Below are 25,881 nucleotides of genomic sequence, written 5' to 3'. Positions count from 1 at the left end.
CGATCCGCTGTGATCAGGTCCAGGCCGTGTCCGTAGGCTAGCCATCATGGCATCATCCCCGCAGCCGGGCACAGGACCCACCCAAGAATTCCGGTTTCCGGGCAATCGGCTGGGCCTGCCCGAGGAGGGCCCGGGCTCGGTCTCGGGCTGGGGCCGCCGGGTGCTCGCGCTGTTCCTGGACTGGCTGATCGCCGGTCTGGTCGCGTCCGCGATCACCTCCCAGCCGATGTGGGCGGGCGGCAACGACTACAGCATCGCCCAGCTGGTCACCTTCTTCGCTATCACCGCGATCCTGACCGGTCTGGCCGGGTCCACCATCGGCCACCGCATCTGCGGCCTCCGCGTCATCCCGGTCCGCCCTGGCAGCGCCGGCTACACCACCCAGCCAGGCCTGCTGGCCGGTGTGATCCGCGCCTTCCTGCTCTGCCTGCTCATCCCCGCCGTCGTCTACGACCGCGACCGCCGAGGCCTCCACGACCGCGCCGCCAACACCGTCGTCGTCCACCGCTGATCCACCGGTACGACGCCCGATCGCGGTGCCGGCGTACGTCGTACCGCTGTCAGCGCCGGGTCAGGCGGAGTTGGACGTCGTCGAGGTAGTTGGTGCGAAAGCCGGCCTCGGAGTAGGCCAGGTAGAACTCCCACATCCGGCAGAAGGTGTGGTCGAAGCCGAGGTCGGCGATCGCGGGCCAGCGGTCGACGAAGCGGTTGCGCCAGATCCGCAGCGTCCGGGCGTAGTCGGCGCCGAGGTGCCGGATCACGTCGACGTGCAGGCCGGTGTGTGTGGCGGTGACGTCCTCGATCACCTTGATCGACGGGATCAGGCCGCCGGGGAAGATGTACTTCTGCACCCAGGTGAAGGTGTTCCGGGTGGCCAGCATCCGCTCGTGCGGCATCACGATCGCCTGCACCACGCCGACCCCGCCGGGCGCCAGCCGCCGCTCGATCGCGTCGAAGTAGACCGGCCAGTACCGCTCGCCGACCGCCTCGATCATCTCCACACTCAGCACGGCGTCGAACTCGCCGATCTGGTCGCGGTAGTCGCGCAGCGCGACCTGCACCCGGTCGCTCACCCCGGCCTCGGCGATCTTGCGTTGCGCCAGCAACGCCTGCTGCGGGGCGATCGTGATCGCGGTGACCCACGCACCTCGCTGGGCCGCGCGGATCGCCAGGCTCGCCCAGCCACAGCCGATGTCGAGCACCCGCGATCCGGACTCCACCCCGGCCGCATCCAGGATCGAGTCGAGCTTGTTCAGCTGGGCCTGGGTCAGTTCGTCGTACGACGCGGTCGCGAGATCGGCCGTGGCGGCGTCGCCGAAGTACGCCGCGGAGTAGGTCAGGGTCGGGTCGAGGAACTCGGCGAACATCGAGTTGCTCAGGTCGTAGTGGCGACTGACGTTCTCCCGGGCGCCGGCCCGGTCGTTCTCCTGGTCGCCCGGCTGGGACCGGGTGACCAGCCAGCGCAGCGACTGGGCCCACTTCGGCAGCAGGTGCCGGGTCTCCTCGTTGCTGAACCGCTCGGCGAACGGGACCAGCAGGTCGGCCAGGTCTGTCCCCGGCTCAGGATCCCAGTCGCCGGCCAGATAGGCCTCGCCGAACCCGGACCCGGCGTCCTGCCCGAGCCGGTCGAGGAAGGCCGAGCTCCGGTGCACCCGCATGGCCGGCCCGCCCAGGCCGTACGAGCGGTTGTTGTCCAGATGGATCGTGGCCGGCAGGTCCTTGGCGATCAGACGGATCGCGGCCATCGCGCCGGCCCGGCGGACCGGGTTCGACCGCGGCCGGGCCAGCGAGGGCCACGTGTCAGCCGCCGGCTGGTGCACCCTCGGCATGAGATCCGTCATATCCGTCTACCTCGTGTCTCGATCTGTCCTGGTCGCACCTTAAGGCCCGACCCCCACCCCACAGCGCGACACGAAGGCACACTCGTGCCACGTCACGACAGATCAACTACTCAGCGGCCGCCGGGTTACCGGCATCTCACGCTGAGAGAACCCCCAGCGCCCGTCAGCGCCCCTTCATCGCCTGACGGGCACCCTTGAGGCTCGTCGGCACCGGGCCCTTGGGCATCGGCACCTGCGGCCGGACGGCGTCCAGCGCCTTCAGCCGCTGCAGCAGGTCGGTGATCTCGGACGGCTGCAGTGCGGCCGGCAGCTTCATCACGTGCTTGGTCAGCTTGCGGATGTCGATCTCGTCCTCGCCCTGACCGGCGACGATCTGGATCACCGGCGCGCCACCCGCGACCCGGGTGTGCTTCTTGCCTTCGGCCTGGAGCAGGTTCTTCACCCGGCTCGGCTGGCCCTCGCCGACCAGGACGATGCCTGGCCGGCCGACGACCCGGTGCACGATGTCGGCGTTCTTGGTGACCGCGATCGCGGGCGTCACGTTCCAGCCGCGGCGCAGCGTCTGCAGCGCCGACGCGGCCGCACCGGCCTGGCCCTCGATCTGGCTGTACGCCGCCTTCTCCACCCGGCGACCGAAGATGATCGTGGTGGCCAGGAAGGCGAGCGCCACCCCCAGCGGCAGCCAGACCAGCAGCGGTCCGACCAGGATGGAGACCGCGACGAACACGGCGACGATGCCGAGGAAGATCCCGGCGAGCACCAGTCCGATCTTCGGATCGGACTTCTTGGTCAGCTGATACGCCGACCGGATCTGCTTGAGCCGGCCGGTCTTCTCGGCGGGTGCGTCCTTCTTGGCCATCTCTACCTTTGTCCGTGTCCTCTTATGCCTGCTTCGCGGAACTCATCCGCGACTCCACAGCCTGACGGTACAGCCGACCGGCCCGGTACGACGAACGTACGAGCGGCCCGGACATGACTCCGACGAAGCCGATCTGCTCGGCCTCGTCGTTCAACTCCACGAACTCCTCCGGCCTGACCCACCGCTCGACCGGGTGGTGCCGCACCGAGGGGCGCAGGTACTGGGTGATGGTGATGATCTCGCAGCCGGCGTCGTGCAGGTCGCGCAGCGCCTGGCTGACCTCCTCGCGGGTCTCGCCCATGCCGAGGATCAGGTTCGACTTGGTCACCAGGCCGTAGTCGCGGGCCTGGGTGATCACGTTCAGGGACCGCTCGTACCGGAACCCGGGCCGGATGCGGCGGAAGATCCGCGGCACCGTCTCCACGTTGTGCGCGAACACCTCCGGCCGGGAGGAGAACACCTCGGCCAGTTGCTCGGGTACGGCGTTGAAGTCGGGCGCGAGCATCTCCACCCCGGTGCCGGGGTTGAGCTCGTGGATCTGGCGGATCGTCTCGGCGTACAGCCAGGCGCCGCCGTCGTCGAGGTCGTCGCGGGCGACACCGGTCACGGTCGCGTAGCGCAGGCCCATGGTCCGGACCGACTCGGCTACTCGGCGCGGCTCGTCGCGGTCCAGCGCCTCCGGCTTGCCGGTGTCGATCTGGCAGAAGTCACACCGCCGGGTGCACTGGTCGCCGCCGATGAGGAAGGTCGCCTCGCGGTCCTCCCAGCACTCGAAGATGTTCGGGCAGCCGGCTTCCTGACACACCGTGTGCAGTTGCTCGGACTTCACCAGCTTCTGCAGCGCCTGATATTCCGGGCCCATCTTCGCCCGGGTCTTGATCCACTCGGGTTTGCGCTCGATCGGGGTCTCCGCGTTGCGCACCTCGAGCCTGAGCAGTTTCCGTCCTTCTGGGGCGATCGTCACGCCCTCCAGGGTACGCGTCCCCTGGACAGCAGCTATCACCCCTTAGGCTGATGGACTATGTCCACTACGGCCCAGTCCCCGGTGGGACGTCGTACCGGGGAATCGAAGGTGTCCGAACCGGGGACACCGCCCGCGACCGGGACGACCGTGCAGGGCTGGCGCCGGCCCGGGCCGACGCCGAAGGAGCAGAAGTACGACATCCTGCTCGGGCTCGGGATGGCGGTCGCCGCCGTGATCGGCACCGAGCTGGCCCGCGGAGCGGCGCCGAACCAGGTCGACCTCGGGATCGGTGGTGTCGAGCCGTACGTGCTGAGCGCGGCCGGCGCGTTGCCGCTGTGCTTCCGGCGCCGGTGGCCGATCCCGGTGCTGCTCGTCGTCTCCGTGCTGTTCGTCGTCGCCGGCGAGCGCGCGACCTTCGCCTTCGCCGGCAACCTGATCACCCAGGCGACCCAGTTCATGGCGATCTACGCGGCGGTCGCCTGGGCGCGGGACCGGCGGCTGATGAAGGCCGCGGTGGGCCTCGTCTTCATCGGGATGTTCGGCTGGCTCGTGCTCAACTTCGTCCGGGCCCTGGAGAACGACGAGATCAAGGGCCCCAACAACGGCCTGCTGTCGCCGTACATCTCCGGCGTCGTCATCACGCTCGCGTTGAACGTTCTCTACTTCTTCGGCGCCTATTTCTGGGGACGTACGGCGTGGGGGACCGCGCGGCAGCGCTACGAGCTGGAGCAGCAGGCGACCGAGCTCGCCGCCCAGCAGCAGGCCAACGCCCGGCGCGCGGTGATCGACGAGCGGCTCCGGATCTCCCGTGAGCTGCATGACGTCGTGGCCCACCACATCAGCAGCATCGGCGTCCAGGCCGGCGGTGCCCGCCGCGTGATGGAGACCGACCCGGAGGCGGCCAAGAACGCGCTCAGCGTGATCGAGAACTCCAGCCGCACCGCGGTGAACGAGATGCGCCAGCTGCTCGGCATGCTCCGCGCGGCCGACCCCGACCTCGACGTCGAGGCCCCGGCGGCGAAGGCCCCGCAGGCCGGCGCCGACCGGCTGCCCGCACTGATCGCGGACGTGAACGGCGAGGGTCTGTCGGTCGGGTTCCACCAGATCGGCCACCCGGTCCAGCTGCCGGAGACGGTCTCGGTCTCGGTCTACCGGATCGCCCAGGAAGCCCTGACCAACGTACGACGCCATTCGACCGCTCGTAGCGCACACATCACGCTGCGTTATCTCGGTGACTCGGTCGAGCTCGAGGTGATCGACGACGGCCGGCCGAAACACGCCCCGGTGGGGAGCCGGCTCGGCCACGTCGGGATCCGTGAGAGGGTCGGTCTGCTCGGTGGCGAGACCGAGATCGGACCTCGCCCGGTCGGTGGCTTCCGGGTCCGGGTCCGGATCCCGCTCGACCCCCAGAATCGCCCGCTGGCCAAGGAGGAGCAGTCGTGAGTGAGGCAGATACCGCGCCGATGCGCGTGCTGCTGGTGGACGACCAGGATCTGGTCCGGGCCGGGTTCCGGATGATCCTGTCGGTCGAGCCGGATATCGAGGTGGTCGGTGAGGCCTCGGACGGCGAGAAGGCGATCGACCTCGCCCTCGCGCTGCGGCCGGACGTCGTACTCATGGATGTTCAGATGCCCGGGATGGACGGGATCACCGCGACCCAGCGGATCGTCGCGGCGGATGCCGGCAAGGTCGTCATCCTGACCACGTTCGACCGGGACGACTACCTGTTCGAGTCGCTCGGCGCCGGAGCCAGCGGGTTCCTGCTGAAGAACACTGCACCGGAGGACCTGGTCGACGCCATCCAGGTGGTGCACTCCGGTCACGCCCTGCTCGCTCCCGAGGTGACCCGGCGGGTCATCAAGCGGTTCACCGGCGGTGGCGAGCGCGTCTACCGCCCCGACCTGCTCGAGGAGCTGACCGACCGCGAGCGCGAGGTCCTCGGCCTGATCGCCCGCGGTCTCACCAACACCGAGATCGCCAACCAGCTCTACGTCGGCGAAGCCACCGTCAAGACCCACGTCTCCCGGGTCTTGCTCAAACTGGGCCTCCGCGACCGAGTCCAAGCCGTCGTCTTCGCCTACGAATGCGGACTGGTGACCCCCGGCGACGACCCGGCCAGCTGATTCGCGCGAATCATCACCAGAGCCGCGATCAGTACGACGACACCCGCGACCGCGACCACCACGGCGACCGGCGGAAGCACGAGCGGCAACAGCAGGACGAGCGCAACGCTGCCCAGGATCAGGGCGGGTGTGGTGACCGGCGGCGAGATGATCGGCGCGTGCACCAGCCAGAGCGTGAGCAAGTACACCGCGACCGGGATCGCGACGGCGTACCCGACCGTCGTCGAGGTGGAGTGGTGCGCCGCCTCCTCGACGGCGACCTCGAGCCCAGCTCCGACGGCAGCCAGAGCGGCGAACAGGAAGAAGTGACCGTACCCCCACCGGTAGGAGGCGGCCCGTCGCTCGCTCAGGCCGTGGCCGGCTGGGTGCAGGAAGTACAGCCACCAGAGGGCGAAGAGCAGGACCAGGCCGGCCCCGGCGACGAGCAGGAAGGAACTGCTGATGTCACCGGCCGCGAGTGCCTTCTGGACGCCTCGACTGGCCGCGAGCACACTCTCGCCGAGCAGGATGATCACGAACAGTCCGTACCGCTCGGCGATGTGATGCGGGTGCCAGTTGGTGGCCCGCGGCCGCTCGGCCCACAACGGCAAAGCGAGCTCGAGCACGACCAGTACGACGAACAGCCACAACGCCATGTGGGTGAGCACAAGTGCCAGGATCCAGCACGCGTTGAGGGTCAGGATCCCGCCTGCGTAGCGGAACGCCGTACGGCGACGCTCGGGGTCCTCGTAGCCGGCCCGCAGCCACAGGGCGGCCAGGCCGATCCGCATGATCAGGTACCCGAACGGCACGGCACTGTAGTCGGACTCGGCGGTCGCGGCCGGGACTCCGGCCGCCAGCACGAGCACACCGGCCATCTGGAGCATCGTCAGCAGCCGGTAGAGGACGTCGTCGGTGTCGTAGGAGGAGGCGAACCAGGTGAAGTTCATCCAGGCCCACCAGATGCAGAAGAACACCATCAGGAACTCGACCACCGCGGCGTGACCGTCGGCGATGGTGTGCGCGAACTCGGCCGTCCCTGCGGCCACCGCCACCACGAAGGTGAGATCGAACAGCAGTTCCAGCGGGCTCGAGGTCCGGTGCGGCTCGTCGATCGGCCGGGCCGTCATCCGGATCCTGAAGCGGCTCGATGCAATGGGCAACGGTCCTTGTCCTCCCCAGTCAGTTCGGTCTGCCAGCCAAGACAGGACAGGCTCGCGGTTTGTGACGGTCACAAGTCCAGGGGCTGTCCTGTCTTAGCTGGCGACCGGTCGCCAGCGGGGTGCCCGGGGACAGGAGAGTGGCTGTGAAGATCGTGGTGATCGGTGGCACGGGGCTGATCGGTTCGAAGCTGGTACGGCGGTTCGAGGCGCACGGACACGAGGTCGTCGCGGCGTCACCGAACACCGGGGTGAACACCCTCACCGGCGAAGGCCTGGCCGAGGCGGTGGCGGGCGCCTCGGTGGTGGTCGACGTGTCCAACTCGCCCTCGTTCGAGGCGAAGGCGGTGATGGACTTCTTCACCACCTCCACCTCGAACCAGCTCGCCGCGGAGGCCGCCGCCGGGGTCGGCCACCATGTCGCGGTGTCGATCGTGGGCACCGAGCGGATGCCGGAGAACGCCTACTTCGCCGCCAAGCTGGCCCAGGAGAGGCTGATCAAGGAGTCCGGGGTCCCGTACTCGCTGGTGCACGCGACCCAGTTCTTCGAGTTCGTCCGGGCCATCGCGGACTCCTCGGCCCAGGACGACGGGGTGCACATGGCGCCGGTGGGCTGGCAGCCGATGGCCGGTGACGACGTCGCCGACCAGGTCGCCAAGGTCGCGGTCGGTGAGCCGCTGAACGGGCGCAAGGACATCGCCGGGCCCGACCGCTACCGGATGGACGAGTTCTTCCGCAAGGCACTCGCCGAGCTCGGCGACAAGCGTGAGGTGATCACCGACCCGAAGGCGACCTACTTCGGCTCCGAACTGGTCGAGGACTCGCTCGTCCCGATCGGCGAGGCCACCCTCGGCCGGGTCCACTACGGCGAGTGGAACCCGTCATGAGCGGTGACTTCCTGCACGAGCTCGAGCACGAGGTCCAGGCCGACCTGAGCATGGTCGAGTCCAGTCACCCCACGGAGGCCGCCGCGCTGCCGCCCAGTGAGTGGACGGTCGACCCGGCCGACGTCGAGCGGGAGGAGATCGGTCTGCGGAGCCTGCTCGGCGCCGTCGAGGCGCTGGAGGGTGACGCCGACAGCTGAAGTCGGTCCGTCCCGGCCCCCCGGGTGGTGACCAGGTCCGCCGTGCGGATGACCTGCGTGATCACCCTGGGGGCCGACGTGCGTGTGGCACCGGTTCACTAACTTTGAACTACTTCCTGACGGAGGCGGTCAGGCGCGGGCCTGGCGAGGGGGCCGAAGTGAATGGGAACGGTGACGGATGCTGAGCGTGGCTGGATTGACCCGGCGGTTCGGGGAACAGCTGGCGCTGGACGACGTGAGTTTCGACGTCGTACCGGGACGGATGACCGGGTTCGTCGGGGCCAACGGGGCCGGCAAGACGACGGCGATGCGGATCATCCTCGGCGTGCTGGCCGCGAACGCGGGCGAGGTGCGGTGGAACGACGCGCCGCTGACGCAGGTGATCCGGCGTGACTTCGGATACATGCCGGAGGAGCGCGGGCTGTATCCGAAGATGAAGATCCGCGACCAGCTGGTGTTCTTCGGCCGGCTGCATGGGCTCGACCCGATCCGGGCGACCGAGCGCACCGACAAGCTGCTCGAGCGACTCGGGCTGGGCGAGCGGGCGACCGACGTACTGGAGACGCTGTCACTCGGTAACCAGCAGCGGGTGCAGATCGCCGCGGCGCTGGTGCACGAGCCGATCGCGCTGGTCCTGGACGAGCCGTTCAGCGGTCTCGACCCGCTCGCGGTCGACGCGATGGTGGACCTGCTGCGTGAGGAGGTCACGGAGGAGGTGCCGGTGCTGTTCTCCAGCCACCAGCTCGACCTGGTCGAGCGGCTCTGCGACGACCTCGTCGTCCTGTCCCGCGGCAAAGTCGTTGCCGCAGGCCCCGTTGCCGAACTGGCCGCCGGGCCGTCCCTGACCTACAAGCTGATCGTCGACGGCGACGCGGGCTGGCTGCGAGACGTCCGCGGCATCCGGGTGCGCGATGTCGCCGGCGGTACGGCGCTCTTCGACGTCGAGGACGACGGTGTTGCGCAGCAGGTTCTCCAGCAGGCGATCACCCGCGGGCCGGTGCTGCAGTTCGCGCCGGAACGGGTGGCACTGAGCGACGTCTTCCGGGAGGCGACCCGATGAACGACCGTACCCTTGACCGTCCCGCGCTGCTGATCGCCGAGCGCGAGATCACCACCAAGCTGCGGGACAAGACCTTCCTCGGCTCGACCGCGTTCATGCTGGTCCTGGTGCTGGCCGCGGTGATCATCCCGGCGCTGCTCGCGGGCCGCGGCGGTCCGGACAAGATCGCGGTGATCGACGACGGCGGCGCGAAGGTCGTCCAGCAGGCTTCGGCCACGAACGGTGACGACGGCTTCGAGGTGACCCGGGCGGCAGATCGTCCGGCGGCCGAGAAGCTCGTCACCGACGGTGAGGCGGAGGCGGCGCTGCTGCCCGGCACCGACGGGTTCGTCGTCCTCGGGAAGGACCGGGTCGACTCCGGGCTGGAGAGGGCGCTGCGCGAAGCAACCGTCAGCGTCGGGATGGAGCAGAACGCGGCGCGCGCCGGTCTCACGCCGGAGCAGTTGCGCGCCGGGACGAACATCCAGCTGGAGCTGCTGAAGCCGGCACCGCTGCCTGACATCGTGGCCGACTTCGTCAACATCGGTCTGGCGCTGGTGTTCTACATGACCGCGCTCGGCTTCGGCATGATGATCGCGCAGAGCGTCGTGCAGGAGAAGGAGAGCCGGGTCGTCGAGATCCTGGCCGCCGCCGTACCGATCCGCTCGCTGCTGTGGGGCAAGGTGCTCGGCAACACCGTGCTCGCGCTGTCGCAGATCGTCGTGATCGCGGGTGCCTCGGTGATCGGCCTGGTCGCGACCGACCAGCTCGCGATCCTGCAGGTGGTCGCGCCGGTGGCCGGCTGGTTCGTGGTGTTCTTCGTCCTCGGGTTCGTCGCGCTGGCAGGGTTGTGGGCGGTGGCCGGATCGCTGGCCACCCGGCAGGAGGATCTCGGGTCGACCACGCTGCCCGGGCAGATGATCCTGATGATCCCGTTCTTCTTCGCGGTGTTCGCCGGGGCGTCGGCCAAGACGGTCGCGTCGTTCGTGCCGATCGCGTCGTCGATGGCGATGCCGGGGCGGATGCTGACCGAGAAGGTGCCGCTGTGGCAGCCGCTGCTCGCGATCGCGATCCTGCTCGTCGCGACGGTGCTGATCGTCCGCCTCGGCGCCCGGCTGTACGAGCGCACGCTGCTGCAGACCGGCCGCCGGCTCGGCTACCGTGAGGCACTGGCCCTCGAATCGTCCTGACCTATCGTCACAGCCGGGGCCAGCGTTACAGGGTTGGTCCTGGCTGAGACGAAACCGCAACACTCGATAGCTGTGTGCTGTAGGGAGACCTGGACTACGGTCTCAACGCATGAACGTCGAGCTGCGCCACCTGCGGGTGGTGGTCCTGGTGGCTGAAGCGGGGTCCGTCGGACGGGCCGCCCGCTGGCTCAAGGTCAGCCAGCCGAGCCTGACCGCGCAGCTCAAACGGATCGAGGCCGCGTTCGGTGGTGAGCTGTTCGAACGCTCCCGCACCGGCGTCACCCCGACCGCACTGGGCCGGTACGCCGTCGATCGCGCCCGGGCCATCCTGGTCGACGTCGACCACCTGTCCGCGACCGTGTCCGCGATGACCGCGGTCGAGTCCAGCGCCGTACGGCTCGGCGGGTTCCCTACCGCGCCGATGTCCGGGATCGCCAGCCGCCTGCGCGACCACGGTGAGATCGAGCAGGTGAGCATCGAGGTCGAGTGGTCCACCAGCGTGCTGCTGCAGCAGCTGGAGAGCGGACGGCTCGACTTCGCGCTGTTACGGGAGTTCCCCGGCTTCGAGCTGCGGCTGCCGAGTGGTGTCGAGTTCTGCACAGTCGTCGAGTCGGAATCGGCGTACGTCGTGATGGCCGCCGACCACCCGTTGGCGATGGCGTCGCGGCATCGCGGTGAGATCGAGCTCTCGGCGTTGTCGGGGGAGGAGTGGATCGGGGAGCCGCCGGACGACAGCGGGTTCCACGTACTCTTCCGGGCCGCGTGCGAGCAGGCCGGATTCCAGCCGAAGGTGGAGCACCACTCGGTGGACACCTCGGTGCTGATGGGCTTCGTGACGAGCGGTCAGGGCGTCGCGCTGATCTCACCGACGTCGTACCGGATGCTCTCCAGCGACGTCACCACCCGCACACTGGTCGGCGACCCGATCCACCGCAAGCTGATGCTGGCGTGGAGCATGGAGTCGCCGCGAGCGCAGATGGCGCGCGACGTGCTGCAGATGGCGACTTTGGCGTACGACGAAGCTTTCGCCGAACACGCCCGCCGCGACCAGGTCCAACGCATGCACGTGGCGTGAGCTTCTAACCCCAGCGAGGCTTCTGAATCCCAGCAGGTTTCCCAATCCCGGCTGGGCTTGTGAACCCCAGCCGGGCTTCTGTCTCCAGCGCTTCTAGGCTCCGGCCGGGCGGATGCTCACCTGGGTAGGGTTCTCGAACGCACTGATGTAGAGCTCCCCGGTGTCCTCCGGGTTGTCCATCCGCTCGCGGTACTGCTGCCCCATCTGCTCCTTAGCCGTCGACGCCGCCGGCCCCTTGGCCTGCGTCACCGGCGCAGCCATAGCCTGCTGACCGCCGTCAGCACCCTTCTTCTCCTGCCGAGGCTCATCCACCTGCTCCGGCGCCTTAACAGGCGCCACAACCGTCTCGTCCTGATCCGCCCCAGCCGGCTGCTCCGCCTTCGGCTCCTCCGCCGCGACTGGCGCCACCGCAGTCGGCTGCTCACCCGTTTCGACCGGAGCAGCGGCAGTCGGCTGCTCGTCCGCCCCGGCGGGTGCCGTCGCCCCGGCGGGTGCCGTCGCGGCGGCGACCGGCTGTGCGTCTGCCTTGGCGACCGGCTGCTCCTGCGGTTGGGGTTCGGCCGGCCGCTGCTCCTCCGCACCGCCAGGTGCCGCGACCGTCTGCTCGTCCGCATCTACGGTCGGCTGCTCTTGCTCCGACTGCGGGGGAGTAGGCCCGGTTGCCTGCGCCTGCGCGGTCTCGTCGTTCTCGACCGGCACCTGCGTCGTCTCGTCGCGATCCGTCGGGACCAGCACGGTGTCGTCGGCCGAATCGTTGCCCTGGGCACCGTTGTCCGGCCCGTCGTTACCAGGGAACTGCGCGGTCTGGTCCGGCGCCGAGACCGGGAACTGCGAGGTCTGCTCGTCCGCCTGATTCCGCGGCCGGACCGGCTCCGGGTCTTCGTCGAACAAGTCGTCGAACCGGTTGCTGTTCCCGTACGAACCGGCGTACGGACCGCCCTCGGCCGGATAGGTGCTCCCAGCAACCGGGTAGAGCGTTGCCGACTCGGCCTCCTGCTGCGCCTGCGCGGCTTCCTGCTCGCGCTGCAGCCGCTCGGCCTCCGCGCGCTCCCGCCGCCGACGCTGCGCGCTCTGCACGATCAACTGGATCCCGTAGACCAGCGAGATCACTGTCAGGATCGGTACGACGCCGTTCAGCGTGTACTGCCTGGACCCCTCGATCATCCCCGTGGTCACTCCGGGGACGTCGTTGAGGAAGTTCGTGGTCCGGTTCGGGATCCAGAGCCAGCAATAGATCAGCGTGCCGAAGGCGACGAACGCACCGAGCGCACCGGCGCCCGAGAAGTACGACACCACGGTCCAGAAGATCAGCGCGCCGATGCCGTAGGCAAGCGCCATCTCCTTCGCATTCAGCTCGATACCGCCCGGCGCGGCAAGGACTCCGAACACCGCAGGCCCGGCCAGTGCAACGACCACCCCGAGCAAGAACCCAAGAAATTTGGACACACCACCAAGGTAGCGACGTTTTGCCGTCACACCCGGCAGACACTTCGCAACCCACCGGATGGCGGCTGGACCGCCGCCAGGCAAACGCTTCCTTGAACATAGGGTGGTACGTCGTGAACCGACCGAACATCGTGGTTGTGCTGTCCGACGAACACACCGGTACCGCTGCGGGATGGGCCGGTCACCCAGGGGTGCGAACACCGAACCTCGACCGCCTCGCCGCGCAGAGCCTGTCGTTCGACCGCGCGTACACGAACAGCCCGATGTGCGTCCCGTCGCGCCTGTCGTTGATGGCCGGCCAGTACGTCCACCAGATCGGGGCCTGGGACAACGGTGTCATCCCCGGCCCGGAGTTTCGGTCGTGGGGCCATCACCTGACCGACTACCAGACCGTGATCGCCGGCCGGACACATTTCAACGGACCGGACCGGTTGCTCGGCTTCGACCGTCGGCTCACCGACGACCTGGACTTCTGGCTCGACCACAGTGGCCGGCCACCTCGTCGTACGCCGGACTGGCAACGACCCACCAACTCCCACGTGACCGAGCACGGCGCCGGCGATCACGTGCACACCCAGCACGACGTCGACGCGACCGACGCTGCTCTCGACTTCCTCCGCGATCCGGGACCGGAGCCGTACCTGCTGTACGTCGGGTACATGCATCCGCACTTCCCGCTGGTGGCACCGCCGGAGTTCCGGGCGCTCTACGATCCGGCCGAGGTGGAACTGCCTCCGTCGTGGGATGAGTCGGTGTCGTCGCAGCATCCGGTGATTTCGCTGCTGCGGCACGGGTTCCGCAACGACGAGCCGATCACCGAGGAACAGGTTCGCGAGGCAACGGTCTGCTACTGGGCGCTGATCAGCCACCTCGATCACCAGATCGGCCGGTTGCTGGCCGCCATCCCCGACGACACGGTCGTGATCTACACCAGCGACCACGGCGAGATGGCCGGTCACCATGCCATCTGGCAGAAGCAATGCTTCTACGAACCAGCCGTCCGCGTCCCGCTCCTGCTCCGCCACCCGTCGCTGGCTCCGGCGCGGATCACCTCCCACGTCAGCCTGATCGACGTACTCCCGACCCTCCGAGAGATCGCCGGCCTACCCCCGGACCCAGCCCTCCCCGGCCACAGCCTGCTCGATCCGGTCGACCGCCCGGTCCTCTCCGAGTACCACGCCCAGGGCATGCCCGACGCCGGCTACATGCTCAAGTCCGGCCCCTGGAAATACTGCTACTACGGCCCCGCCCAACCGCCGCAACTCTTCAATACCGAGGCGGACCCCCACGAACTCCAAGACCAATCCACCAAGAATACCCAAACAGCCAAGCTAGACGCCCAGCTGAGAACAATCCTCAACCCCGACCAAACCAACCAAACCGCCAAATCGCACCAGGCCTCCCGAGCCCGCCACCCCTAGCAATCGGCCCGTAACGCCATCCGCGCGGCACTCCATGCCCGGAGCCGCCAGGCACCCAGCAATTGGCCCCATCCACAACCGCTGGGAGCTACCCAGAACATCGCGGTAGCGATGCTGATTCAGACAGTCAGCCCGTAAGTGATCGCCGTCGGCTCTTCCTCGTGCCCGATGTCGGGAGTCCGCTCGTACTCTTCCCACGCGAGCATCCGGTCGAGATGCCGCCGTACCGACTCGAGCACCTCCGTCACCGCCACATCCCGCCCGACTTCCTTGGACAGCGTGGTCACATCGGCATCCGAGATCCCACACGGCACGATCCGGTCGAACCACCCCAGGTCGTTGTCACAGTTCAGCGCGAACCCGTGCATCGTCACGCCCTGCGAGACCCGGATCCCGATCGCCGCGATCTTCCGCTCCCGGCCGCGATCGTCCGCCGCGACCCAGACGCCGCTGCGTCCCTTGACCCGCCCGGTCTTCACCCCGAGGTCGGCGCAGACCGCGATCAGCGCCTCCTCCAGCCGCCGTACGTAGTCCACCACGTACACATGTGAGGCCAGCTTCACGATCGGGTAGCCCACCAGCTGCCCCGGACCGTGCCAGGTGATCTTCCCGCCGCGGTCGACGTCGACCACCGGCGTCCCGTCGAGCGGCCGCTCGTGTGGCTCGGTCCGCTTGCCCGCCGTGTACACCGGTGGGTGCTCGAGCAGGATGACCGTGTCCGCACCGGTGCCCTCGGCAACTTCCGCGTGCAGGCGCCGCTGCTCGGCCCACGCGGTCTCGTAGTCCACCGCGCCGGCACCGAACCCGGCCTCCACATACCTGATCTCCCTCACGCCCTCGAGTGTATGCGGCCCTCGCACCCGCCGTACGCCGCCGTCCACAGCCCACCGTCGTACGGCGCTCTCGCCAGGCAGCCTGACGCTCCTATAGATCGTCAAGGAGTGGGGTGAGGGCGCCGGCCGCCGTCGCGGGTGCGGATCGAGGCCGCCCGCGCCAGTCGACCATTTCCATAAACTATGAATATAAGGATGTTATGCTTCGAGCATGAGTCGTCAAGACACCGCTCCTGGCGGGTCCGCCGCCATTGGGGCAGCCCTCTACGGCCTGGCCACCAGGGCCGTGAGACGCCTGCCCCGGGACATGAGCCTGACGTCCGCCGCCACCCTGGCCACCCTGGACCGGACCGGCCCGCGGCGCATCACCGATCTGGCCGCGGTCGAGGGCGTCACGCAGCCCGCGATGACCGCCCTGGTCCGGGTGATGGAGGAGTCCGGCCTGGTCGAGCGGTGGGGCGACGCGTCCGACAAGCGGGTCACGCTGGTGTGCCTGACCGAGGCCGGCGCCGCCTATGTCCGGACGCGGCGCCAGGCGGGCGTCCACGCGTTCGAGCGGTTGATCGGCGAGCTCACCGGCGACGAGGTCGAGGCGCTGGTGGCGGCCCTTCCGGCGCTGAAGCATCTGGCAGAGCTCGAAGGCCAGGACCGCGAGGGGCCGAAGCAGTGACCGGGCAGCCGGTCGGCGGGGTTCCGGTGAAGGCGTTCCCGGTGGCGCGTTCCGAGGCGCGGCTGCTGGTCCCCGCCCTGATGTTCATCGCGCTGGTCGTGGCAGCGGTCGCCAGCCTTGGGGCGCCGCTCATCACCAGCGTGGCGACGTCGTTCCACGTCTCGCTCGGCAGCGCGCAGTGGACGCTGACCGTCGCGTTGCTGAGCGGCGCCGTCGCCACGCCCGTCCTGGGCCGGCTCGGAGCAGGCCCGCACCGGCGGGCCACGATTCTCGTCACGCTGGCGGTCGTCGTCGCCGGCAGCGCGCTCACCGTGCTGCCGCTGCCGTTCGCGTGGCTGCTCGTCGGCAGGGCTGCTCAAGGTGTGGGGCTCGGTCTGACGGCGCTGATGATGGGCGTGGCCCGCGACCATCTCCCCGAGGCGCGCAGCGCGGCCACCATCGCCCTGATCTCGGTGGTCTCGATCATCGGGGTCGGTGTCGGTTACCCCCTCGCCGGGCTGCTCGCCCAACTCGGCGGGGTGCGCGCCGCCTACGGCTTCGGTCTGCTCGTCACCGCCGTCGCCTTCCTGACCGCGTGGCGCTCCATGCCCGAAGCCCCCGAAGGCCGCTCCGCCCACGTGGACGTGGCAGGCGCGGTCGTCCTGGCCGCTGCGCTGCTCCTGGTGCTGTTCCTCGCCGGCGAACGGAATCTGTGGAGCCGGCACCTCGCCGTGGCGGCGGGCCTCGCCGTCGTCGCGGTGGTGCTGCTCTGCGTCTGGGCCGTGATCGAGCTGCGCAGCACGACGCCCCTGGTCGATGTGCGGGCGGTCCGGCACCCGGCGGTCGCGGGAGCGAACCTCGCCATGTTCGTCGGCGGGATCGGCATGTACCTCCTGCTCACGCTCATCACCCGGTACGCGCAGACGCCGCACGGCGCCGGCTACGGCTTCGGGCTGACGACCTTCGTCGCCGGGCTGGTCCTCATCCCGTTCTCGGTGCTGGGGTTCGTCGCCGGCAAGCTCACGCCGCGGGTCCGGACGCGGATCGCCGACCCCCTGCTCCTGGCCGGCAGCGCCGTCGTGGTCGGCGGCGGGTTCGCCCTGTTCGCGGCGGCCCGGTCGGACCTGGCCGAACTGTTCGTGGCGATGGGCGTGCTCGGCTTCGGCGTCGGCGGCTTCTCGGCCGCGATGCCCGGCGTCATCCTCGCCGTCACCCCCAAGAGCGAGACGTCGAGCGCCATGAGCTTCAACTACGTCGTCCGCAGCGTCGGGTACTCCCTGGGCAGCGCCATCGGCGGCCTGATCCTCGCCGCGGGCACCGGCCCCGGCCACCTCTTCCCCGACGACAGCGCCTACACCACCGCGGCGCTGGTCGGCATCGGCGCTATGGCGATCACGACGCTGACAAGCCTCGCTCTCGCCCGCCGTCGCTCGTCCGAGACCAACCCGTAAGTCAGATGCACTCATCCCAACACTGGAGGTTCCATGCCCAAGGGCTACTGGGTCAGCGTTTACCGCACCATTTCAGACCCTGAGAAGCTGGCCGCTTACAACAAGTTGACCCGTCCGGCCGTCCAGGCCTTTGGCGGGCGGACCCTCATCCGTGGCGGTCGGGTCGTCGCCCACGACGCCGGAATCGCCGAACGCACCGTCCTGGTCGAGTTCGACAGCTTCGAGCAGGCCGTCGCGGCGCGCGAGAGTGCGGCCTACCAGGAGGCGCTGGTCGCCCTCTCCGACGGCGTCGAGCGCGACTTCCGCATCGTCGAAGGCATCGACTGACCGAGGTCCAGTCGGATCTTCACTACGCTCCTTTAGATCGTCAAGGAGTTGAGGTGAGGGCTTGGTGGATGTGGGGCAGGAGTTCGCGGGCGATGTGGCGCTTGAGGCAGCGCATGATCTCTTTCGTGGTGAGGCCCTGGGCGGGCCGGCGGGTTACATAGTCGCGGGTGGGTTGGTGGTGGCACATTCGCACCATCGTGACGGTGAACAGAGCTGAGTCGGCATGACGATCGCGGCCAAGCTCCTATCAGGTCACGCTCCGTCCGGCCGGTACGTGCACCCCGCACGAAGACGGATCAAGCCACAGACAGCATCGTCAGTGGATAACTGGGTCATCCGCGCGGGGCAACCCAAATCATCACTGTGGATAACTTTCGGGGCGGTGGCGGCGATTCGTGCACTCTCTAAGGCATGGCACTCGAAGACATCGCCGGCTACAGCCTGCGCCGGAAGCTCGGGTCCGGATCGGCCGGCACCGTCTGGCTCGTTCGCGACCGCGCTTCCGGCCGCAACGCTGTGCTCAAACGCGTCCCGATGACAGCGATCTCACACCCAAATGAGCTCCGTGAAGACCTCACAGTCCTGCAGCGCATCGATCACCCGCACGTCGCGCGCCTCCGAGAGGTCCGCGAGACCGGCACTGAGTGGCTCCTGTTCAGCCAGTACGTCGTAGCCGGCACGCTGACCGCATTACTCAGTCGCCGCGGACCGCTCACGGACGGCGAGCTCGTCACGCTCCTGAGCCCACTCGCCGCAGCCATCGACTACCTCCACCACGCCGGCCTCACTCACGGCCGAGTGACCCCGGCCAACATCATGTTCGACGCCGACGGCCGCCCGGTCCTCACCGATGCCGTGCTCCACACCGCCCGCCCCGCCACACCTACTGACGACCTGACCTCCCTGCCCGCAGTCGCCCACCAGTCAGGAGGCGACCCCAGCATCTTCACGCCCAACCTCTTCACCACCACCCGCCCTCACGATCTCCTGACCCTCACAACCCCCATCCCCATCAACCTCGCCTTCACCCAAGACCCCACGCCCACCGACGACTCCACCTCCACAAACAGCACCACCCCACCACCACGCCCACGCCCAACCACCAAGCCCCCAACCACAGACGACCCCATCCACCGCGCCCGCGACCCCCTAGCCCCACCCCCGAAGAAGCCGTCCTCCCCACACCCCTCTCAACCCACCCCGCCCCAACCACCCCCACCCAAACCAACCCCTGGATCCACCAAGCGCGCCCGCCGCAAACCCCGCCTCCCCAACCTCACCCGCCGCACCCGTCCAACCCCCACCCCAATCAACCCCCTGTCCCGCCTCGCCCCACCCGCCACCACCCCACTCACCCCCGACCCCACAACCACCCCCGCCCACACCCCAGCCCTCGACCCCGCATTCAGACTCGGGGTCGCCGGGGCGAGCTTGGGAGACGTACCCGACCAGGCCGTCGCCGAGCCCGCCCACACACCAGTGCCGCCCGAGCTCGCAGCCGCACCCATCCTGGACGCCTTCCACCCCGCAAGCGACGCTGACCATCCCGCAACCAGCGCCGGCGACCCGACATCCAGCGCAGCAACCTCCACGAGCGTTGCGTGGGGTGATGGTGCGGCCGGATTCGTCCGTCCGCCGGGCAGGTCGTCGCGCACAGCCCTACGCCGCCGTCGTACCTGGCGGCGAAGGTATGCACGCTGGAGACGGTTCATGCGATCTGTTCATGGGCCCGGGTCGAGGATGGCGCTAAGCAGAGCAGGTGGATTGGGGTCGGTGCCGAGGGCATCAGGATCTGCCTCGGGCACGTCTGGTTCGGCTGTGCAGATGTCAGGTTCGACTTCGGGAACATCGGGTTCGGCCCTGGCGGCGTCAGGTCCGGCTTCGGGGACGAGAGGAAGCCGACGCTTTGGGTTCCGCCAATCGGCGTACGGCGTACTGGCTGCGGTCGGAGTCGGTGCGGTCGTTGTACTCATCTTCGGCCTGCTCACTGTCGGCGTCCTGGACAACCCGGCTGGCACAGCAGCAGTTGCCGACCGCACCGAGCAGTCGCCAGCCCAATCACCGGGCCCTGCGAGACCCACACGCTCACTGAGCCCTACGACACCCACACGCTCGCCGAGCCCTACGACACCCAATGCGCGGGCAACTACCTCGCGCCCGACCGCGCCAGCGCAACCATCACGCGTTGACGCGGGGGAGTGGACCCGAACGCTTGAGGCGCTCGACACCCAACGCGCACAAGCGTTCTGGACGCTCGACCTCGCCCTGCTCGACGCCATCTATGTGCCCGGCACCGAACCGTGGGAAGCCGATCGCGCCCTACTAACGACGTACCGCAAGCATCAGATCCGAGTCCGTGGCCTGCAGATCCGCATCGACAAAACCACCATCGAAAGCCAAACCCCGTCGACGGTCGTCCTACGCACCGTCGACCACCTGACAGGAGGCCAAGCCATAGACCCCTCCGGCACCACAGCGACCCTCCCGGCCGGCGCCCCCGCCACCCGCCGAATCACCCTCACCAGCACGCCAACCACCCAACGCTCAACCACATCCGCCTGGCGGATTGCCGCCATCACCTCCGCCTAACCGCACCCACCACACCACCCAACAAGCGGGCGGGGCTGGCTGGTGGTGATTAGGTCGCTAGAGCGGCGGAGAGGGCTGATTGGGGCGTGGGGTGGTGGAAGGTGAAGCCTTGGGATTGGAGGCGGGTGGGGAGGGATCGGTTGCTGCCCAGGAGTTCCCAGGCGAACTCGCCGAGGGCGGCCTTCATGAGGAAGGCCGGGACGGGGCACAGGGCGGGGCGGTGGAGGGCCGTGGCCACGAGTTCGGTGAATTCCTGGTTGGTGACCGGGTGTGGGATGACGAGGTTGACCGGCCCGCTGACGGCGTCGTGTTCGGCGACGAAGCGGACACCGCGGAGCCAGTCGGTGAGGGAGAGGATCGGGAAGTACTGGGTGCCTGGGCCTAGGCGGCCGCCGAAGCCTAGGCGGAAGGGGAGGATCAGCAACTGGAACGCTGGGGCCTTGCGGTCGAGGACGATGCCGGTGCGGATGGCGGCGACGCGGCAGCCGGCGGCGCGGGCAGGTTCGAGGGCGCCTTCCCAGACGCGGACCACGTCGGCGAGGAAGCCGTCGCCGAGCTCGGAGTCTTCGGTGAGAATGCGGTCGCCGCAGTCCAGGCCGTATCCGCCGATGCCGCTCTGGGTGATCAGCACCGGCCGTCGCTCGAGTTCTGCGGCGGCGTTCGCCAGCGTGCTTGTCGTGCTGACCCGGCTTTCGCGGAGCACCGACCGGTACGTCGGGGTCCACGGTCGGCCGATGTTCGCGCCGGCCAGGTTGACGATCACGTCGGGGTCGCCGAGGGCGGCCGGATCCAGGTCACCGCGGGCCGGGTCCCAGCGGACCTCGTCCGGTGTGGTGGGCGTACGACGTACCAGGCGGACGACCTCATGGCCATCGGCGGTCAGGTCGCGGGCGAGCGCTGTACCGAGGAAGCCGGAGGCGCCGGCCAGCACGTACTTCATCCTGCTTGCTCCTTGAGGATCGTCCTGCCGACGCGGTACCCCGGCCGGAAACGAAACGGCGCTGGACCCGGGCGGAAACCACACGGCGCCGGGCCCGTCCGAGAGGGACGGACCCGGCGCCGGGGTGTGGATCAGACGTCGAACTGGGCCTCTTCGAGGCGCTGCTTGACGGCGGTCAGGTAGCGGGCCGCGTCGGCACCGTCGACCAGGCGGTGGTCGTAGGTGAGCGCCAGGTACACCATCTGCCGGATCGCGATCGTCTCGCCGAGCTCCGGGTGGGTGATCACGACCGGACGCTTGACCACGGCGCCGGTACCGAGCATGCCGACCTGCGGCTGGTTCAGGATCGGCGTGTCGAACAGCGCGCCACGGCTGCCGGTGTTGGTGATGGTGAAAGTACCGCCGGCCATCTCGTCCGGCAGCACCTTGTTGGTGCGGGTGCGCTCGGCCAGGTCGGCGATCTTCTTCGCCAGGCCGGCGATGTTCAGGTCGCCGGCGTTGTGCACGACCGGGACCATCAGGCCCTTCTCCACGTCCACGGCGATGCCGAGGTGCTCGGCGGCGTGGTACGTGATCTCGCCCTTCTCGTCGTCGATCGAGGCGTTGAGCTTCGGGTACTGCTTCAGCGCGTCGATCGCGGCCAGGGCGAAGAACGGCAGGAAGGACAGCTTGACGCCCTCGCGGGCCTCGAACTCGGCCTTCTTCGCGTTCCGCAGCTTGGCGATCTCGGTGACGTCGACCTCGACCACGGTGGTCAGCTGGGCCGAGACCTTCAGCGAGTTGACCATGTGGGACGCGATCGCCTTGCGGATCCGGCTCATCTTCTCGGTGGTGCCGCGCAGCGGGCTGATCGGAGCGGCCTGGGCAGCGGCGGCCGGGGCAGCAGCAGCCGGCGCGGCGGCCGGTGCGGCGGCGGCGGCCTTCTTGGCCTCGGCGGCGGCGATGACGTCCTGCTTGCGGATCCGGCCGCCGACGCCGGTGCCCTGTACGGCGTTGAGGTCGACCTCATGCTCGGCGGCGAGCTTGCGCACCAGCGGGGTGACGTAGTTCGGGCCTTCAGAGGTGGAGCCATTCGGGGAAGCAGCCGGCGCCGATGCGGCCGGAGCGGGAGCTGCGGGAGCCTGTGCCGGTGCGGCCTGCGGAGCGGGTGCGGCGGCCGGCGGCTGAGCGGCTGCGGCCGGAGCCTGAGCCGGTGCGGCCTGCGGGGCCGGTGCAGCGGCGGGAGCCTGCGCGGGCGCGGCCTGCGGAGCCGGGGCAGCAGCCGGAGCCTCAGCCTGGGCGGCAGGTGCCGACTCGGCGGGTGCCGACTCGGCGGGGGCGTCGGCGGGTGCGGGGGAGGACGCCGGGGCGGCGTCGCCCGAGCCGACGATGGCGAGCTCAGCGCCGACCTCGACCGTCTCGTCCTCGGCGACCTTGATCTCCAGGAGCTTGCCGGCGATCGGCGAGGGGATCTCGGTGTCGACCTTGTCGGTCGAGACCTCGAGCAGCGGCTCGTCGACCGCCACGTCGTCGCCGACCTGCTTCAGCCAGCGGGTGACCGTGCCCTCGGTGACGCTCTCGCCCAGCGCCGGCAGGGTGACCGACGTACCCGAACCACCGGATGCGGCCGGAGCCTCCGCGGGCGCCGAGGAGTCGGAAGAGGCCTGCGACGGCGCGGGGGCCTGCTCGGCCTCGGCCGCGGGAGCTTCCTGAGCGGGCGCCGACTCGGCCGGGGCCTGCTCGGCCGGAGCCTCGGCAGCCGGGGCCTGCTCGGCCGGAGCCTCGGCAGCCGGGGCCTGCTCGGCCGGAGCCTCGGCAGCCGGGGCCTGCTCGGCCGGGGCCTCAGCGGGTGCCTCGGCTGGAGCGGAAGAGCCGGAGCTCTCGCCGGCGTCGCCGATCACGGCGAGTTCGGCGCCGACCTCGACGGTCTCGTCCTCGGCGGCCTTGATCTCGAGCAGGGTGCCGGCCACCGGCGAGGGGATCTCGGTGTCGACCTTGTCGGTCGAGACCTCCAGCAGGGGCTCGTCAACGGCAACCGTGTCGCCGACCTGCTTGAGCCAGCGGGTGACGGTTCCTTCGGTGACGCTCTCCCCGAGGGCCGGCAGGGATACAGAGGTCGGCATGACGGTCGTTGCTCCTTCGTCGATCGGTCGAGGTCAGCCTACGGTGCCGCGTGAGCGCGCGGGATCCGGGTCACAGGCGACCCGCACGCCCCTACGGCCATAAACCTACTCGGACGGTCCAGTGGTCCGTCCGGGGATCTCAGTCATGGAAATGCAGCGGCTTCCCGGCAAGCGCGAGGTGGGCTTCGCCGAGGGCCTCGTTCTGGGTCGGGTGGGCGTGGACGAGTGGTGCGACGTCGGCCGGGTAGGCCTCCCAGTTGTAGATCAGCTGGGCTTCGCCAATCAGTTCGCCGACCCGGGAGCCGACCATGTGCAGGCCGACAACGGCGCCGTCCTTGGCCCGGACCAGCTTCACGAACCCGGCCGTCTTCAGGATCTGGCTCTTGCCGTTGCCGCCGAGGTTGTAGTTCAGGATGTCGACCTCGCCGTGCTTGTCCCGGGCCTGCTCCTCGGTCAGGCCGACGGAGGCGACCTCGGGCTCGGAGTAGGTCACCCGCGGGATGCCGGCCTCGTCGATCGGGGTCGGGTTGAGCCCGGCGATGTGCTCGGCAACAAAGATGCCCTGCTGGAACCCGCGGTGCGCCAACTGCAGCCCCGGCACGATGTCGCCGACCGCGTACACCCCCGGCACGCTGGTCAGCAGGGTGTTCGGGTCGACAGTCACGAATCCACGGTCGAGCGCGACGCCGACCTCCTCGTACCCCAGGCCCGAGGTGTTCGGGCCACGGCCGACGGCGACCAGCAGCACCTCGGCCTCGATCACCTCACCACCGGCCACGGTCACCTTCACGCCGTTGTCCACAACCTCGACGGACTCGAAGGCGGTGCCGGTCTTGAAGGCGATCTTCCGCTTGCGGAACGCCCGCTCGAGCGTCTTGCTGCAGTCGGCGTCCTCGGCCGGGACCAGCCGCGGCAGCGCCTCGACGATGGTCACCTTGGTGCCGAAAGAGGTCCAGGCGCTGGCGAACTCCACACCGATCACGCCACCGCCGAGCACCACAGCGGACTCCGGCACCCGGTCCATCGTCAGCGCGTGCTCGCTCGCGATCACCCGGTGACCGTCCAACTCCAGCCCGGGCAGCGATCGCGAGTACGAGCCGGAGGCAAGGATGACGTTCTTACCCGTGTACGACGTACCGCCGACATCCACTGTGGTCGGGGAGGTGAGCCGGCCCTCGCCCTCGATCACGGTGATGCCACGAGCCTTGAGCTGACCCTGGAGACCCTTGAAGAGGCGGTCGACGACGCCGTCCTTGTACTTGTTCACCCCGCCCATGTCGACGCCCTCGAGCGTCGTCCGGACACCGAACTGCTCACCTTCGCGGGCCGAGTCGGCCACCTCCGCGGCGTGCAGCAGCGCCTTGGTCGGGATGCAGCCGCGGTGCAGGCAGGTCCCGCCGACCTTGTCCTTCTCCACCACTGCGACCGACAGGCCGAGGGTCGCGGCCCGCAGCGCGGCGGCATAGCCACCGCTGCCGCCACCAAGAATCACCAGGTCGTACGTCGTACCACTCTCAGTCACAGGTTCCTCCGTGGGTCTGGTCGGCGGGCAGGCCCCGGATCGCGGTTCCGGCCCGGCGTCATCTTTTCACCGATGCCGCCCGGCGCCACCCCCGGGCTGGCCGGAACCGTTATGCAGGATTTCTGCGGAGAGTTGCCCGGATAGGGGACACTTGCCCCATGAAGTGGTTCGGTCGCCGGCAGAAGCCGGGCACGATGCGCCGGTCGGACAACCCTGACCAGGCACACCTGCGGGAGTTCGCCCAAACCCGCCAAGGCGTCGAGGGATTCGTCGAGCCGCGGACGGCGGTGACGGAGTACACCCTTCTGCTGGTCGCCATCGACGGCGAGTGGACCCGGCGCCGGGTCCCGTCGGTCGAGTGGGCGCACAAGTTCGCCAACGGATTGGGCATTCCGTCGTACGACGCCGCGGTGGTCGGCTACCCGCCCCGCATGCGCGAGTACAACGCCCGCATGAAGAAGAACGGCCTCGCCTAAAGGGCTGTATTAAAGAATGGGCACCCGCGACCTCACCGTCGCGACCACAGCCGTGTCGACGGTCGCCTGCAGGATGTCAGCGCCCGCACCCAACCGAGCAGCCGTCTGCCCCAAGGGAGTAGTCAGGCTGCTCCGGCCGATACCCAGCGGATCCGTGCCGACCGGCGGCACGTAAGCCTGGTCGCACGCCAACACCCAGGCCTGCGCATCCGCTGCCCGCGCCCGCGTCAGCAGATCCCACTGCTCTTCCTTGCCCGGACCCGCACCCCACGACGCCGGTACGACGATCAACTCCGCACCGAGCCGACCGAGTGCCGTGAACTGATCCGCGAAGCGCAGGTCGTAACAGGTCGCCAGCCCAATCGTCAGATCGCGGTAGCCGAAGGTCACCAGCTCCTTGCCGGGGGCAACGGTGTCCGACTCGTGCGATCCGAAGGCGTCGTACAGATGGATCTTCCGGTACGACGTCTCCACGCCCGGACCGGTGACGAGCAGCGTGTTGTGCACCCGCCCGTCCTCAGCCGGCTCGAACAGACCGGCCACGACCACGACCCCGAGGTCCGCAGCCACCTTGCGCAGGCCGGTCGCGAACGGGCCGTCGAGTGGTTCGGCGACCGACGCCAGGTCGGTGCCGAAACAGGCCATGACGGCCTCCGGCAGCACGACCAACGAGGCTCCGTCGGCGGCCGCTCGTCGTACCGCTTCCACCGCGCCGGCCAGGTTGGCGACCGGGTCCGGACCGGCCGAGACCTGAGCGGCGGCGACTCGCAGACGTGCCGTGCTGCGATCTGACATCTTGGCCTCCAAGGCT

The 25,881-nt window shown here is 69.2% G+C and carries 24 protein-coding genes; 14 read left to right on the top strand and 10 right to left on the bottom strand.

Features of this window, described 5'->3' with window-relative positions:
- Nucleotides 1–46 precede the first annotated feature (46 nt).
- Entirely contained in the window at nucleotides 47–511 is a 465-nt protein-coding gene (locus EV652_RS01505) for an RDD family protein (RefSeq protein ID WP_132207119.1), read from the top strand.
- A gap of 49 nt (nucleotides 512–560) precedes the next feature.
- Here EV652_RS01505 and EV652_RS01500 read toward each other — a convergent pair whose 3' ends face one another.
- The 3 genes from EV652_RS01500 to lipA all read right to left on the bottom strand — a co-directional run bounded on the left by EV652_RS01500 (nucleotide 561) and on the right by lipA (nucleotide 3,664).
- Nucleotides 561–1,841 (bottom strand): SAM-dependent methyltransferase, encoded by a 1,281-nt coding sequence (locus tag EV652_RS01500; protein ID WP_132207118.1) that lies wholly within the window; start codon nucleotides 1,839–1,841, stop codon nucleotides 561–563.
- A 163-nt stretch (nucleotides 1,842–2,004) separates the two neighbouring features.
- Nucleotides 2,005–2,700, bottom strand: coding sequence for a DUF4191 domain-containing protein (locus EV652_RS01495; protein WP_132207117.1), 696 nt, complete (start codon nucleotides 2,698–2,700; stop codon nucleotides 2,005–2,007).
- 22 nt (nucleotides 2,701–2,722) lie between these two features.
- Nucleotides 2,723–3,664 carry a lipoyl synthase gene (gene lipA / locus EV652_RS01490; RefSeq protein WP_132207116.1) on the bottom strand — a complete coding sequence of 314 codons (942 nt, stop codon included), beginning with the start codon at nucleotides 3,662–3,664 and terminating at the stop codon, nucleotides 2,723–2,725.
- Between the two features lie 57 nt (nucleotides 3,665–3,721).
- Between lipA and EV652_RS01485 the strand changes: the two genes are divergently transcribed.
- Together EV652_RS01485 and EV652_RS01480 are read left to right on the top strand one after the other, a co-directional pair.
- On the top strand, nucleotides 3,722–5,107 hold the full coding sequence (locus EV652_RS01485; RefSeq protein ID WP_132207115.1) for a sensor histidine kinase: 1,386 nt from the start codon (nucleotides 3,722–3,724) through the stop codon (nucleotides 5,105–5,107).
- Nucleotides 5,108–5,127: 20 nt separating this feature from the next.
- Complete coding sequence (locus tag EV652_RS01480; protein ID WP_199238005.1) at nucleotides 5,128–5,787, top strand: response regulator; 660 nt, start codon at nucleotides 5,128–5,130, stop codon at nucleotides 5,785–5,787.
- Here the strand turns inward: EV652_RS01480 and EV652_RS01475 are convergent.
- Nucleotides 5,742–6,896 (bottom strand): low temperature requirement protein A, encoded by a 1,155-nt coding sequence (locus tag EV652_RS01475; protein ID WP_132207113.1) that lies wholly within the window; start codon nucleotides 6,894–6,896, stop codon nucleotides 5,742–5,744. The two genes, EV652_RS01480 and EV652_RS01475, sit on opposite strands and share 46 nt — an antisense overlap.
- A gap of 176 nt (nucleotides 6,897–7,072) precedes the next feature.
- On the opposite strand from EV652_RS01475, the gene EV652_RS01470 reads away from it, so the two are divergent.
- The 5 genes from EV652_RS01470 to EV652_RS01450 all read left to right on the top strand — a co-directional run bounded on the left by EV652_RS01470 (nucleotide 7,073) and on the right by EV652_RS01450 (nucleotide 11,314).
- Entirely contained in the window at nucleotides 7,073–7,813 is a 741-nt protein-coding gene (locus EV652_RS01470; protein ID WP_132207112.1) for an SDR family oxidoreductase, read from the top strand.
- Complete coding sequence (locus EV652_RS01465) at nucleotides 7,810–8,010, top strand: hypothetical protein (protein WP_132207111.1); 201 nt, start codon at nucleotides 7,810–7,812, stop codon at nucleotides 8,008–8,010. The genes EV652_RS01470 and EV652_RS01465 overlap by 4 nt, the downstream gene beginning before the upstream one ends.
- Nucleotides 8,011–8,188: 178 nt before the next feature.
- Nucleotides 8,189–9,070: an ABC transporter ATP-binding protein gene (locus tag EV652_RS01460; RefSeq protein WP_132207110.1), complete on the top strand. Its 882-nt coding sequence runs from the start codon at nucleotides 8,189–8,191 to the stop codon at nucleotides 9,068–9,070.
- Nucleotides 9,067–10,239 (top strand): ABC transporter permease, encoded by a 1,173-nt coding sequence (locus EV652_RS01455; RefSeq protein ID WP_132207109.1) that lies wholly within the window; start codon nucleotides 9,067–9,069, stop codon nucleotides 10,237–10,239. Before EV652_RS01460 ends, EV652_RS01455 begins: the two co-directional genes overlap by 4 nt.
- A 109-nt stretch (nucleotides 10,240–10,348) precedes the next feature.
- On the top strand, nucleotides 10,349–11,314 hold the full coding sequence (locus EV652_RS01450) for a LysR family transcriptional regulator (RefSeq protein ID WP_132207108.1): 966 nt from the start codon (nucleotides 10,349–10,351) through the stop codon (nucleotides 11,312–11,314).
- Nucleotides 11,315–11,407: 93 nt separating this feature from the next.
- Here the strand turns inward: EV652_RS01450 and EV652_RS01445 are convergent, their stop codons facing one another.
- Nucleotides 11,408–12,760: a DUF4153 domain-containing protein gene (locus EV652_RS01445; protein ID WP_132207107.1), complete on the bottom strand. Its 1,353-nt coding sequence runs from the start codon at nucleotides 12,758–12,760 to the stop codon at nucleotides 11,408–11,410.
- A gap of 113 nt (nucleotides 12,761–12,873) precedes the next feature.
- Here EV652_RS01445 and EV652_RS01440 point away from each other — a divergent pair, with 113 nt between their 5' ends.
- Complete coding sequence (locus EV652_RS01440) at nucleotides 12,874–14,181, top strand: sulfatase family protein (protein ID WP_158441065.1); 1,308 nt, start codon at nucleotides 12,874–12,876, stop codon at nucleotides 14,179–14,181.
- Between the two features lie 119 nt (nucleotides 14,182–14,300).
- Here EV652_RS01440 and lipB read toward each other — a convergent pair whose 3' ends face one another.
- A complete protein-coding gene (gene lipB, locus EV652_RS01435) occupies nucleotides 14,301–15,014 on the bottom strand; it encodes a lipoyl(octanoyl) transferase LipB (RefSeq protein WP_132207105.1) in 714 nt (237 codons plus the stop codon).
- 211 nt (nucleotides 15,015–15,225) lie between these two features.
- Between lipB and EV652_RS01430 the strand changes: the two genes are divergently transcribed.
- The 4 genes from EV652_RS01430 to EV652_RS46095 all read left to right on the top strand — a co-directional run bounded on the left by EV652_RS01430 (nucleotide 15,226) and on the right by EV652_RS46095 (nucleotide 20,030).
- On the top strand, nucleotides 15,226–15,684 hold the full coding sequence (locus EV652_RS01430) for a MarR family winged helix-turn-helix transcriptional regulator (protein WP_242001489.1): 459 nt from the start codon (nucleotides 15,226–15,228) through the stop codon (nucleotides 15,682–15,684).
- On the top strand, nucleotides 15,681–17,114 hold the full coding sequence (locus tag EV652_RS01425) for an MFS transporter (protein ID WP_132207104.1): 1,434 nt from the start codon (nucleotides 15,681–15,683) through the stop codon (nucleotides 17,112–17,114). The genes EV652_RS01430 and EV652_RS01425 overlap by 4 nt, the downstream gene beginning before the upstream one ends.
- A 33-nt stretch (nucleotides 17,115–17,147) precedes the next feature.
- Entirely contained in the window at nucleotides 17,148–17,441 is a 294-nt protein-coding gene (locus EV652_RS01420; protein WP_132207103.1) for a DUF1330 domain-containing protein, read from the top strand.
- Between the two features lie 411 nt (nucleotides 17,442–17,852).
- Nucleotides 17,853–20,030 (top strand): protein kinase domain-containing protein, encoded by a 2,178-nt coding sequence (locus tag EV652_RS46095; RefSeq protein ID WP_158441064.1) that lies wholly within the window; start codon nucleotides 17,853–17,855, stop codon nucleotides 20,028–20,030.
- Nucleotides 20,031–20,079: 49 nt separating this feature from the next.
- Here the strand turns inward: EV652_RS46095 and EV652_RS01405 are convergent, their stop codons facing one another.
- From EV652_RS01405 to lpdA, 3 genes are all read right to left on the bottom strand, one after another.
- The gene (locus tag EV652_RS01405) at nucleotides 20,080–20,970 is read right to left on the bottom strand and encodes a TIGR01777 family oxidoreductase (protein WP_132207102.1); all 891 of its coding nucleotides are present in this window, start codon (nucleotides 20,968–20,970) and stop codon (nucleotides 20,080–20,082) included.
- 131 nt (nucleotides 20,971–21,101) lie between these two features.
- Nucleotides 21,102–23,072, bottom strand: a complete 1,971-nt coding sequence (sucB, locus tag EV652_RS01400) for a 2-oxoglutarate dehydrogenase, E2 component, dihydrolipoamide succinyltransferase (protein WP_132207101.1) — start codon at nucleotides 23,070–23,072, stop codon at nucleotides 21,102–21,104.
- A 139-nt stretch (nucleotides 23,073–23,211) separates the two neighbouring features.
- The gene (lpdA, locus tag EV652_RS01395; RefSeq protein WP_132207100.1) at nucleotides 23,212–24,594 is read right to left on the bottom strand and encodes a dihydrolipoyl dehydrogenase; all 1,383 of its coding nucleotides are present in this window, start codon (nucleotides 24,592–24,594) and stop codon (nucleotides 23,212–23,214) included.
- A 158-nt stretch (nucleotides 24,595–24,752) separates the two neighbouring features.
- Between lpdA and EV652_RS01390 the strand changes: the two genes are divergently transcribed.
- Nucleotides 24,753–25,070, top strand: coding sequence for a hypothetical protein (locus EV652_RS01390; protein WP_132207099.1), 318 nt, complete (start codon nucleotides 24,753–24,755; stop codon nucleotides 25,068–25,070).
- A 9-nt stretch (nucleotides 25,071–25,079) separates the two neighbouring features.
- On the opposite strand, the gene EV652_RS01385 is transcribed toward EV652_RS01390, so the two are convergent.
- A complete protein-coding gene (locus tag EV652_RS01385) occupies nucleotides 25,080–25,865 on the bottom strand; it encodes a carbon-nitrogen hydrolase family protein (RefSeq protein ID WP_132207098.1) in 786 nt (261 codons plus the stop codon).
- Between the last annotated feature and the right edge of the window lie 16 nt (nucleotides 25,866–25,881).

The sequence above is a fragment of the Kribbella steppae genome (assembly GCF_004342025.1).
GTDB lineage: Bacteria > Actinomycetota > Actinomycetes > Propionibacteriales > Kribbellaceae > Kribbella > Kribbella steppae.
This window is presented reverse-complemented; position numbering and strand designations above follow the sequence as displayed.